The organism is Mesorhizobium oxytropidicola, from assembly GCF_056174625.1.
In genome coordinates this window covers 1,521,793-1,533,230 of the sequence record NZ_CM149692.1, presented here as the reverse complement: position 1 = coordinate 1,533,230, position 11,438 = coordinate 1,521,793, and the positions used below count along the sequence as shown (strand labels likewise).

General features: G+C 63.5%; 12 protein-coding genes. 6 read left to right on the top strand and 6 right to left on the bottom strand.

Going from position 1 to position 11,438, the window contains the following annotated elements; translation table 11 throughout:
• Positions 1–72: 72 nt before the first annotated feature.
• From AC0V8S_RS07650 to AC0V8S_RS07640, 3 genes are all read right to left on the bottom strand, one after another.
• Entirely contained in the window at positions 73–1,248 is a 1,176-nt protein-coding gene (locus AC0V8S_RS07650; protein ID WP_475437327.1) for an efflux RND transporter periplasmic adaptor subunit, read from the bottom strand.
• 880 nt (positions 1,249–2,128) lie between these two features.
• Positions 2,129–3,259, bottom strand: a complete 1,131-nt coding sequence (locus tag AC0V8S_RS07645; protein ID WP_475437326.1) for a patatin-like phospholipase family protein — start codon at positions 3,257–3,259, stop codon at positions 2,129–2,131.
• 209 nt (positions 3,260–3,468) lie between these two features.
• Positions 3,469–4,557, bottom strand: coding sequence for a citrate synthase/methylcitrate synthase (locus AC0V8S_RS07640; protein ID WP_475437325.1), 1,089 nt, complete (start codon positions 4,555–4,557; stop codon positions 3,469–3,471).
• Between the two features lie 93 nt (positions 4,558–4,650).
• On the opposite strand from AC0V8S_RS07640, the gene AC0V8S_RS07635 reads away from it, so the two are divergent.
• Complete coding sequence (locus AC0V8S_RS07635) at positions 4,651–5,793, top strand: citrate/2-methylcitrate synthase (protein WP_475437324.1); 1,143 nt, start codon at positions 4,651–4,653, stop codon at positions 5,791–5,793.
• On the opposite strand, the gene ftrA is transcribed toward AC0V8S_RS07635, so the two are convergent.
• Complete coding sequence (gene ftrA / locus AC0V8S_RS07630; RefSeq protein WP_475437323.1) at positions 5,772–6,818, bottom strand: transcriptional regulator FtrA; 1,047 nt, start codon at positions 6,816–6,818, stop codon at positions 5,772–5,774. The two genes, AC0V8S_RS07635 and ftrA, sit on opposite strands and share 22 nt — an antisense overlap.
• Positions 6,819–6,926: 108 nt before the next feature.
• Here ftrA and AC0V8S_RS07625 point away from each other — a divergent pair, with 108 nt between their 5' ends.
• Both AC0V8S_RS07625 and AC0V8S_RS07620 read left to right on the top strand, forming a co-directional pair.
• On the top strand, positions 6,927–7,349 hold the full coding sequence (locus AC0V8S_RS07625; protein ID WP_475437322.1) for a rhodanese-like domain-containing protein: 423 nt from the start codon (positions 6,927–6,929) through the stop codon (positions 7,347–7,349).
• A gap of 65 nt (positions 7,350–7,414) precedes the next feature.
• On the top strand, positions 7,415–7,876 hold the full coding sequence (locus AC0V8S_RS07620) for an N-acetyltransferase family protein (RefSeq protein ID WP_475437321.1): 462 nt from the start codon (positions 7,415–7,417) through the stop codon (positions 7,874–7,876).
• Between the two features lie 49 nt (positions 7,877–7,925).
• Here AC0V8S_RS07620 and phaR read toward each other — a convergent pair whose 3' ends face one another.
• On the bottom strand, positions 7,926–8,534 hold the full coding sequence (phaR, locus tag AC0V8S_RS07615; RefSeq protein WP_475437320.1) for a polyhydroxyalkanoate synthesis repressor PhaR: 609 nt from the start codon (positions 8,532–8,534) through the stop codon (positions 7,926–7,928).
• A gap of 81 nt (positions 8,535–8,615) precedes the next feature.
• Positions 8,616–8,843, bottom strand: a complete 228-nt coding sequence (locus AC0V8S_RS07610) for a hypothetical protein (RefSeq protein WP_475437319.1) — start codon at positions 8,841–8,843, stop codon at positions 8,616–8,618.
• On the opposite strand from AC0V8S_RS07610, the gene AC0V8S_RS07605 reads away from it, so the two are divergent.
• The 3 genes from AC0V8S_RS07605 (at position 8,830) to AC0V8S_RS07595 (ending at position 11,267) form a co-directional block, all read left to right on the top strand.
• The gene (locus AC0V8S_RS07605) at positions 8,830–10,008 is read left to right on the top strand and encodes an acetyl-CoA C-acetyltransferase (RefSeq protein ID WP_475437318.1); all 1,179 of its coding nucleotides are present in this window, start codon (positions 8,830–8,832) and stop codon (positions 10,006–10,008) included. The two genes, AC0V8S_RS07610 and AC0V8S_RS07605, sit on opposite strands and share 14 nt — an antisense overlap.
• A gap of 119 nt (positions 10,009–10,127) precedes the next feature.
• Positions 10,128–10,853, top strand: a complete 726-nt coding sequence (phbB, locus tag AC0V8S_RS07600; protein ID WP_475437317.1) for an acetoacetyl-CoA reductase — start codon at positions 10,128–10,130, stop codon at positions 10,851–10,853.
• Between the two features lie 177 nt (positions 10,854–11,030).
• Positions 11,031–11,267, top strand: coding sequence for a hypothetical protein (locus AC0V8S_RS07595; RefSeq protein WP_475437316.1), 237 nt, complete (start codon positions 11,031–11,033; stop codon positions 11,265–11,267).
• Positions 11,268–11,438 lie beyond the last annotated feature (171 nt).

Genomic DNA, 11,438 nt, shown 5'->3' with positions numbered 1-11,438 from the left:
CTGCTGTTGCTTTCGAGAGTGGCGAACGGACTGACGTCGCCGGGCCAATGCCCGGCGCCGGCGTCCCCTGCGCTACTGCGTGCCGGCGGTGGCTTCGCCGATCAGCTTGTTGATGGTCGCCTGGTCGGCCTCGACCGGCTTGACCTCATCGCCTTCCTTCACCAGCTCCTGGCCGGCGACGATGATGCGCGCATCGGCCGGGATGCCGCCAAGCACGAGACCGGTCGGCGTGTCGTCGACGAGGTCGATCGGGAAGAACGCCACTCTGTTGTCCTTGCTGACGGCGCGGATGCCCAGATCGCCTTTGTCGCCGAGCGTCACCACCGAACGGGGCAGCAGGACCGCATCGGTCGGCAATGCGCTGAGCTGGATCTCCGCCGTCATGCCGGCCGGCACCGAGCCATCGCCATTGGGGATGGCAACCTCGATACGGAAGGTGCGGGTCGCCGACGACGCGTCGCGGCTGATATAGCGCACCGTGCCCTCGACGGTCTGGCCGCTGACCAGCCGAACGCTGGCCTTGTCACCGATCTTGAGATAGCCGAGGTCGCGCTCGCTGATTTCACCGCGCGCGATCACCGGATCGAGCTTGAGGATGGTTGCCACCTCGCCGCCCTGCATGACGGAGCTGCCGAGTTCCACTGGCACCCGGTCGATGACGCCGTCGAACGGCGCTTTCACCTCGTTGCGGTCAAGCTCGGCCTGCGCGGTATCCAGCTGCGATTGCGCCAGGGTCAGATTGGAGCGGGCGGTGTCGAGCTGCAGCTTGGGCAAATTGCCGGTCTTCATCAGCCGCAGCGACGCGTCCAGCTCGGCCTGCCGCTGCGCGACAAGCTGCTTGGCATTGTCGACCATCGAGATCTTTTCCTCGGCGGCCAGCATCAGCACCAGGTCGCCGGTCTTGACGTGATCGCCTTGCTTGACCGGCAGCTTGTCGATGACGCCGGCGACGCGGGTTGCGAGCACCGCGCGCTTGTCGGCCTCGGTCAGGCCTGAAATGCGGATGGCGCGCGCATAGGTCTTGCGCGGCGGCGTCACCACGGCAACGGTGCGCAGCGGCGCCTTCGGCTCGGCTTCCGCCGCCTTCGGCTTGCTCGCATCCGGCGCCTTGCCCTGCTCGACTTCGGCGGCCTTGGCCTTGTTGGCCGCTACGCTGCCGACCGACGAGAATTCGCCTGTCCCCATCCACGCCGCGAAACCAATGAGCACAACAATGGCTGCAAGCTTGTGAAACCTGATTTTAGGCATCGTCATTTTTCCACTGCGGGTTCGGCCAGCACCGCGCCTTCATGACGCGGGCGCGTCGCCGATATGGGTGCGCGCCTGACCGTGTTCAATTTGCCGTGATAGGCGAGCGTGCTTCTACATCAAAGTTGCACTGCAATATAGTCCGAAAGTTGCAGCAGCATTGCGTAGCCGGGCAAGGTGTGGCCGCCGCGAAACTGTTCTCGACTTGCTAAAATACCAGCAGTGCGGGTTCACAGCCGGCTCACGATCTCCCCCATCATGATCAGTCCCGAACGGCCGGCCTGTCATTGCTGATAGACAGCGTGGCACTTCCGGAGATGCTGGCGCGATCATGCGCGAGACTTCTGATCCGGATGCTGATTTTGACCGCCAGGCCAGATCATTTTCGGTCAGCCAAGACATCAATCGCCGGCGTCGGGGAGCTTGGCCAAGCTATTGGAATTGCTCGCGAAATACCAAGGTAAATACGGGATTGCCTGAGGCCGGTTCGTTGATGTAGAGCCGGGCGTCGAGAGCGCCGGCACCTGCGGTACTGGAATGCCTGGGATCGGCGTGGCCCCTGGTTCGTGACATGGCAAGAGCACAGCGCGCGTGCTGGAACCCAGACTATTTTCCGTGTTGTTCGCAAAGCTGGTGTCGCTCAGTCCGGTCGTCATTTTCCAACAATACCGTGCGACGGCGCGCGATATCGTCGGCATGTAGGTGGCAGCAGGCGTCAGCATGATGAAGCATCTTCCACACGCGAAGGTTGTCGCCTTGCAGGATCGCCCCGGTTGCTACTCCGATTTCCGAAAAACCTCGCTGATGGTCTTGATCGATCCGGGGATAGCCGGGCAGCGCCTGACGCAGATCGGCTATCGCTCCTTCGGCACCCGGCGGCTCAGGCCCGGCGGCGCTCCGCCTCCGGATTCTTGCGCGCAGCAAGAAACTCCTTGACCCGGCGGCCGGGTGCGGGACCGCGTAGCGGCTTGTAGCCGTCGTCGAGTTCGCCGGAGAGATCGAGCGTCGGCCGATTGCCGACGGCGTCGTAGTTTTCTTCCAGCCAATCGCTGGCGGCGGTGCGGCCGAGATCTCTGAGATAGCTCAGGAAGGCCCATTCGGCATTGACCTTCGATGACGCCGACAGGTCCTTGAACGCCTCGTCGGCATCGATGCGGTGCATGCGGATGTCGCGGTATTCGCCATGTGGCAGACGGCCGGCGGCGATCAGTTCCTTGACGAAGGCGATCGAGCGGAATTCGTTCAACAGCCCGGCGTTGAAGGTGATCTCGTCGATGCGGTTCTGGATCTCGTTGGCGCTCTTTGGCGTACCTTCGCGCACCACCGGATTGATCTGCACCAAAAGCACATCTTCCGTCGCCGCCGTCTTGAAGAACGGGAACAGTGCCGGATTGCCGCCATAGCCGCCATCCCAATAGGGCACGCCCTTGATCTCGACGGCGCGGAACAGCTGCGGCAGGCAGGCCGAGGCCATCACCGTGTCGAGGTCGATCTCGCCATCGGAAAACACCCGCAACTGTCCGGTCTCGACATTGGTGGCCGAGATAAACAACTCCATCGACTTGCAGGCGCGCACATTCCTGAAGTCGATCTCCTGCGCCACCACGTCGCGCAGCGGATTGAAGCCGAGCGGGTTGGCGACATAGGGCGAGAACACCCGCGACATGGTGTCGAAGAAGACATAGCCCGGCGTGTTCTCGATCGACCAATTGCCCCAGGCAACGTCCCACGGCATGCGTTGCACCGGGCTGAACCGGCCTTTCGCCGCGACGGCGTGCCAGAAATCGTCCAGCTTCTTGCGCGCGCCTTCGACCCCGCCACGCACATATCCGTCGGCCAGTGCCACGGCGTTCATAGCGCCAGCGCTGGTGCCGGACACCGCCGATATCTCAAGCCTGCCGTCCTCCAGCAACCGGTCGAGCACGCCCCAGGAAAAGGCGCCATGCGAGCCGCCGCCCTGAAGTGCTATGTTGATCTTCTTCTTTTCCTCCGCCTTGCCGTTTTTCGTCATGGCGTTCCTGTCATCCTGATGCGCCAACCTGCCCCAACGTCACCGAAGGAAGCAGCTGTTGGCGGCCTATGTTGCAGTGCAGCATATAAGGACGGACCAAGGCAAGAACACGAACACGGTCGCGTGATCACATGAAATTTCGGTCATGCAGAAAGCCTCTCCGCTTCAAGGCGGAGAGGCTCTCGTCTTTCGAAAAACAGACTTGGTGTCTAGGCGACGAGGTTCGGCACCGGGCCGACATAGCGCGATTGCGGGCGGATCAGCCGCCCGGTCGTCTGCTGCTCGCGCGCATGGGCGATCCAGCCGGAAACGCGCCCGGCGGCGAAGACATTGCTGAAAGCTCGCGGCGGAAAACCCGCTGCTTCCAGCACCAGCGCGGTGTAGAACTCGACATTGGTCTGCAGCGCGCGCTGTGGCTTGGCGATCCGCAGCACCTCGAGCGCCGTCTGCTCGACCTTTTCGGCGAAGGCCAGCCGACGGCCGGTTTCGCCCTCACTACCGAGATGCCGTACGACTGCTTTCAGCACATCGGCGCGCGGATCGCGCACACGGTAGATGCGATGGCCGAACCCCATGATCCGCCTGCCTTGCGCGATCTCGTCGCGCAGCCAGCCAGCCGCATCGCCATGCGCCTGGATGGCATCCAGCATCTCGATCACCGGGCCGGGCGCGCCGCCATGCAGCGGCCCCTTGAGCGCACCGAGGCCTGCCAGCACCGACGAGGCCAGCCCGGCCAAAGTCGAGGCGACAACACGGGTGGCGAAGGTCGAGGCGTTGAGGCCGTGATCGCAGACGGTCACCAGATAGGTGTCGAGCGCCTTTGCCAAGGCCGATGACGGGACGGAACCCCTGAGCATCCGCAGCATGTCGGCGGCATGGCCGGCCTTGCCGTCCGGCGCGATCGGCTGCTCGCCGCGTTGCAGGCGCAGCAAGGCGGGCGTCAGCACGGCGGGCGCCGCGATCAGCCGCAGCGCGTCGGCCAGTGTTTCGCCGTCCGGCAGCAAGGCCATGCCGGCGCGCATGGCGCTGTAGATTTCGAGTGGCGCCAGCAGCGACAGCGAAGGCAGGGTCCGCTCGAACACCTCGACACGCGCCTCACCCAGTTGCGCCGCCAGTTCGGCATCGCCAGGCAGATCCTCGAAGAAGCCGTCGAGCAACAGGCGGACGACTTGCGGATAACTCCATCGGCCGGCCAGTTCCGGCAACGAATGACCGCGGATCGTCAGACGTCCGCCCAGACCATCCACGTCGGACAGCACGGTTTCCGCCGCCACCACATCATCGAGCCCATTCGCCATAGCCTTGTCTCCTTGAAGCTTTTCCGGATCGGAGATAAGGCTGGGCAAGGCAAGCATCAATCTTGATCAATAGAATCAATATCAGAGCCGAAAATGTCGGAATGGCTGTCGCGGGAAGAGGCGCTGGAGAGGCTCAAGGTGCGGCCGCAGACGCTCTATGCCTATGTCAGCCGCGGCCGCATCGGCATGCGGCCGGACCGGGCCGATCCGCGCCGCAGCGAATATCGCGCCGACGATATCGCCACACTGGCAACGCGCAGGGCGCGCGGACGCAGCCCTTCGGCCATCGCCGAAAGCGCCATCGCCTGGGGCGAGCCGTCGATCGTTACGGTGGTCTCGACCGTTTGGCACGGCCAACTCATCTATCGCGGCCGGGACGCCGCTGCGCTGTCCGGCCATGCCACGCTGGAAGAAACCGCCGCCGTGATTTGGGGCCTGCCTGAACCGGTCCGTTTCGAAGCGGCGTCGCCAGATCGGCCTCACCAGTTCGGCCGCGCCCCGGCCTTTGCGCAACTTGCCTTGCTGGCCGGCCAGGGCCGGCCTTCGCTTGGTCGCAGCGCCGCCTCGCTATGCGCCGACGCCGCGCGCGCAATCGGTGTGCTGGCCGGCGCTCTTGGTGCCTCGGCCGGGCCTGATCCCGTCCATCGGCGATTGGCGCAGGGCTGGTCGGTCGATGAGGACGGCGCGGAGGCGATCCGGCGCGCCCTCGTGCTGCTCGCCGATCACGAACTCAACGCATCGACCTTCGCCGTCCGCGTCGCGGCCTCGACTGGAGCCTCGCCCGCCGCTTGCCTGCTGGCCGGCCTGGCGACACTCTCCGGCCCGCGCCACGGCGGCGCCGGCGAAGCGGTGATGCAACTCGCGGAGGATGCAGCGCAGCACGGCGCCGATGCTACGATCCGGCGCTGGCTCGGCCATGACCGGCCTTTGCCGGGCTTCGGTCACCAGCTCTATCCCGAAGGCGATCCTCGAGCCACGGCGCTTCTGGCGGCCATCGGCAACCCGGACGAGACCTTGCGGTCGCTGGAGACCGCCGCCATTGCCGCGACCGGCGCCCGGCCGAACATCGATTTTGCCCTGGCCGTGCTGACGCGCGGCCTCGGTCTGCCGCGCGATGCGCCGTTCCATTTGTTCGCGCTGGGACGCAGCGTCGGCTGGGCCGCGCATATGGTCGAACAGATCGTCAGCGGCAGCATCATCCGGCCGCGCGGCCGCTATGAGGGATTGCTGCCCTGACTGCGCGTGATGTCGTCAGGCGGAGCATTGGTCCCGAACCGCGCCCGGTACGCGGCGGGCGTCGTGGCGAATTGCCGACGGAAGTGATGCCGCAACGTGCCTGCCGCGCCAAACCCGGCGGTCTCGGCAATCCGCTCAATCGGCAGGCTCGTGTCTTCCAGCAGCGTGCGTGCCCGCGAAAGCCGTTCCGAAAGCAGCCAGCGCGCCGGCGTGACGCCGGTAGCGGCCGCGAACCGGCGCAGGAATGTCCGCTCGCTCATCCCGGCCAGATTGGCCAGGGTAGCGACGGGATAGTCCGAGGAAATGTCAGCACGCATTCTGTCGATCAACGGTCCAAGCCGGCTGCGTTCGTGCGGCTCGGGAACGGAACTCTCGACATACTGCGCCTGGCCGCCATCCCGATGCGGCGGCACGACCAGGCGGCGCGCCACCATGTTGGCCGCCTTGGTGCCGAAATCGCGCCGGACCAAGTGCAGGCACAGATCGATGCCGGCCGCGCTGCCGGCCGATGTCAGCACATTTCCCTCATCGATGTACAAGACGTCAGGAACCACGGTGATGTCGGGATACATCTCCCTCAGTCTTTCGCTGTAGCGCCAATGCGTGGTTGCCTTCTTGCCTGACAGCAGGCCGGCCGCGGCAAGCACGAACACGCCCGAGCAGATGGACAGGATGCGCGCGCCCCGCTCATTGGCCTTGCGAAGCGCCTCGATCAGCAAGGGCGGCACCGGACAATCCACACCGCGCCATCCCGGCACGATCACCGTGCCGGCCTCGCCGATCAGATCAGGCCCACCATCGGCGACGATACGCACGCCGCCCATCGCGCGCATTTCACCGGCGTCTATGCCGGCGACGGCAAAACGGTACCAATCCGCGCCCATCTCCGGCCTGGGCAAGGCGAACATCTCCGCCGCCACGCCGAACTCGAACGTGCACAGCCCGTCATAGGCAATGGCAACGACCAGTGGATTGGTAAGGGGCGGATTGGCAAGGGGCCGATTGGCAAGAGGCACATTTGGCATGATCTTGACGATATATGGCAAAGCTGCCAGCTGCAATTGCCTGGCTCGGTGCGCTACCTCAACTCCATCAAAAGTGATGGAGACCAGCTCCATCAGTGATGGAGACCCATGATGAGCTACGTGACAGACATTCCGGCGGCAGCGCCGGAAATCGCCCGAGACCATTTCCTGCGCCGGCTTTCCGTCGAGACCGACTGTTCCGACGTTGCAGCAGCACTGCGCGGCGGAGAGCCGGACTTTGTGCTTCTGCATGTGGTCGGTTCGCCGCAAGCCTATGAACGCCGCCATGTCCCCGGCGCGCTGCACCTGCCGCACCGCGATATCTCGGCCGGGCGAATGGCGCAATGGCCGGCAGGCACGCTGTTCGTGGTCTATTGCGCCGGGCCGCATTGCAATGGTGCGGACCGGGCGGCCTTCAAGCTGGCCAGCCTCGGCCTGCCGGTCAAGATCATGATCGGTGGCATTACTGGCTGGCAGGACGAAGAGCTTCCTTTCGCTTCGGGCACGGAGCCTGGCGTTTTGCACGCATGATCGTTGGCTGGCGCGGAAGCGTTTACGCGATATGGTCGACATTGAAGACACGGGAAAGCATGCAGATGGCCGCAATTACAGTTCGGCAGTTCGAGCAGCACGATGTCGCCGCGGTGCTCGCGCTTATGCGGGCGCTGGCCGTCTTCGAGGGCTATGATGACAAGTTCCACCTCACCGAGGCAGACCTCGTCACACACGGGTTGGGGCCATCGCCCCGGTTCGGCGTGTTCGTGGCGGAGTTGGAGGGCGTGGTCGTCGGCATCGCCGTCCACTACCTCATCCCGTGGACCTACGACCTGAAGCCGGTTGTGTGGCTGAAGGAACTCTACGTGGCCGAGACGGCGCGCGGCATGTCGGTCGGCCATGCCCTTGTGGAACGGCTCCGCGACCATGCCGTCGGCATTGGTGCATCCGCCATCAAGTGGACGGTGCTGCACTCCAACATGCCGGCCAAGGCTTTCTATCGCTCGCTTGACGGGCGGGCCGATGATATCTGGGAATTGTGGCAGATGCCGATCGACCCATGAAGGCAAGGCATCAACAAGTCGAGGTGGTCAGTATATGCTCTGGCCGCCCCTACGACATCGTGTCGAGTTTGCGCTGCATGGCCGCGATCTGGCTCTTCAGCTCCTGAAGATCGTCGGATTTTTCCGGCGCTTCCTTCTTGGCTGGCTCGGTCGCAGCCGCGGCTGGCGCGGAGCCAACTGGCGGGAACGGCGTGAACAGCCGCATCGCGTTCTGGAACATTTCCATGTTGCGGCGCGTCTGCTCTTCCAGCGCCTTGATCGGCGTCGCAATCTTCATGACGTCCAGCGGCGACTTGCCGATGGCGCCCTTCATCTGCTCGCGAAAGCGCTCCTGCTCCTTGGAGAAAGCGATCATCGACTGTTCGAGGAAGCTCGGCACGATCATCTGCATCTGGTCGCCATAGAAGGCGATCAGCTGGCGCAGGAACGGGATCGGCAGCATGTTCTGCCCATCCTTGTTCTCCAATTCGAAAATGATCTGGGTCAGCACCGGATGCGTGATGTCGTCACCGGTCTTGGCGTCCTGGACGGTGAACTCCTCGCCTTTCTTGACCATCTCGGCCAGATCCTCGAGCGTCACATAGGTGCTCGTCCCCGTATTATAGAGGCGGCGATTGGCGTATTTCTTGATAATGATCGGATCGTCTTTTGCGGCCATCTGCATCCTCCCCGGACACCGGCACGCCTGAGTAAGCAGCCGGTAACGATTGCGCCCTTTTTGAGGATATGCGCAAAAGCCTCATAATTCCAAGCAGTTTGTGCAGTGCGGGATCATATAATGCTGCATAGCAGGCAAAATATGCTGCGCAGCAGCGGCCAGCCCGCCGGCATTGCGGCGCGTGACCTGCTTGGCGCGCATGGGCGCCATGCCGATTTCCGGTTTGACTTGGGGTTGGGAAAGGGCAAGAAAAGTCCTCAACGATAGAACAACACCTTGAAGTCTGGAGAAGAAAATGCCCGATGCCATCGTCATTGCCAGCGCCGCGCGCACCGCCGTCGGCTCCTTCAACGGCGCCTTTGCCGCCACGCCAGCGCACGAGCTCGGCGCCGTCGTCATCAAGGAACTTTTGTCGCGCGCCGGTGTCGAGGCCGCCGAGGTCGACGAGGTCATCCTCGGCCAGGTGCTGACCGCCGCTCAAGGCCAGAACCCCGCCCGCCAGGCCTCGATCCTTGCCGGCCTGCCCAAGGAAACCACCGCCTGGGGCCTCAACCAGGTTTGCGGCTCGGGCCTGCGCGCCATCGCACTCGGCATGCAGCAGATCGCCACCGGCGACGCCAAGGTGATTATCGCCGGCGGCCAGGAATCGATGTCGCTGTCGCCGCACGCCGAACATTTGCGCGCTGGCGTCAAGATGGGCGACTACAAGATGATCGACACCATGATCAAGGACGGCCTGTGGGACGCCTTCAATGGCTACCACATGGGCAACACAGCCGAGAACGTCGCCCGCCAGTTCCAGATCACCCGCGACGATCAGGACCAGTTCGCGCTGGCCTCGCAGAACAAGGCCGAGGCCGCGCAGAAGGCCGGCAAGTTCAAGGACGAGATCGTCGCCTTCACCATCAAGGGCAGGAAGGGCGACACCATTGTCGACCAGGACGAATACATCCGCCATGGCGCGACGCTGGATGCCATGACCAAGCTCAAGCCGGCCTTCGACAAGGACGGCACCGTGACCGCCGCCAACGCTTCCGGCATCAATGACGGTGCGGCCGGCGCACTGCTGATGAGCGAAGCGGAAGCTAAAAGGCGCGGCATCACCCCGCTGGCGCGCATCGCGTCCTGGGCAACCGCCGGCGTCGATCCGGCGATCATGGGCACCGGACCCATTCCCGCCTCGCGCAAGGCTTTGGAAAAGGCCGGCTGGTCGGTTGGCGATCTCGACCTGGTCGAGGCCAACGAGGCTTTCGCCGCGCAGGCCTGCGCCGTCAACAAGGGCATGGGCTGGGATCCTTCGATCGTCAACGTCAATGGCGGCGCCATCGCCATCGGCCACCCGATCGGCGCCTCGGGCGCCCGCGTCTTCAACACGCTGGTTTACGAGATGCGCCGCCGCGGCGCCAAGAAGGGCCTCGCCACCCTGTGCATCGGCGGCGGCATGGGCGTTGCGCTCTGCGTGGAAGCGCTCTGAGCGAATAGCCAATAGGGAGTGGCGAATAGGGAAGAACAGCGTCGGCGCAATGGGATATCAAATCCCTATTCGCTATTCGCTACTCTCTGTTCGCTTCAGTGACAAAAAAGGGAGGACATATGACCAAGGTTGCAATCGTCACGGGCGGATCGCGCGGCATCGGCGCAGCGATCTCGATCGCTTTGAAGAACGCCGGCTATTCGGTTGCCGCGAACTATGCCGGCAACGACGAGGCGGCGGCGAAGTTCAAGGCCGAAACCGGCATTCCGGTCTACAAATGGTCGGTCGCCGACTATGACGCTTGCGCCGCCGGCATCAAACAGGTCGAGGCCGATCTCGGCCCGGTTTCGGTGCTGGTCAACAATGCCGGCATCACCCGCGATGCCATGTTCCACAAGATCACGCGCGACCAGTGGAAAGAGGTCATCGACACCAATCTGTCCGGCGTTTTCAACATGACGCATCCGCTGTGGAACGGCATGCGCGAGCGCAAGTTCGGCCGCGTCGTCACCATCTCCTCGATCAACGGCCAGAAGGGCCAGGCCGGCCAGGTCAATTATTCCGCCGCCAAGGCCGGCGACATCGGCTTCTCGAAGGCGCTGGCGCAGGAAGGTGCCCGCGCGGGCATCACCGTCAACGTCATCTGCCCCGGCTACATCGCCACCGAAATGGTCAAGGCGATCGACGAGAAGGTGCTCAACGAGCGCATCCTGCCGCAGATTCCGGTCGGCCGCCTCGGCGAGCCGGAAGAGATCGCGCGCTGCGTCGTCTTCCTCGCTTCCGAAGACGCCGGCTTCATCACCGGCTCGACCATCACGGCCAATGGTGGCCAATACTTCGCCTGAGACGTCTAACGGCGGCGCATATCTTGTAACAAACGGGCCGGGAAACCGGTCCGTTTTCAATTGATGCCCTGGAGCCAAAACGACGCCGCTGCGGCGCAATGCCCCAATCCGGCACGCAAAGGTTAATGGCGGCAGCGCCGCCTGTGCGAACCCTGTGAGCAAGCCTGGGGATTGTCGGTGGATAAGCTGTTCACAACACAAGGTATTGAGGGAACAAAACGGGAAAATACCGATGGCGCTGCTTTGTCGCCGATTCGTTCCGGCTTTGAGCGGAAGTTAACGTTAATGGCCCGGAATCCGCTGCAATCGCTTAACGCCCAGTTCAGAAAGATTAACAATTTCATAATCTTGAGCGGTGGACACCGGGTCGCTGCCCTCGTTTCCCGGCAAAGGTTAAGGGCAGAGATCGCTTAGCATAAAACGGGCCAGTTCAACGATTCAGCATGTGGTGAGACTCATGGTCACAAAACCCATATGTAGCCGTGAACAAAAGCTGAATCTTGGCGAGTCACCGATTCGTCGCTGATTCGTTCCAGACTCGTTCCATCAGTTAAGCAGCAGCCAATTTAGCGCTGGACATAGAGG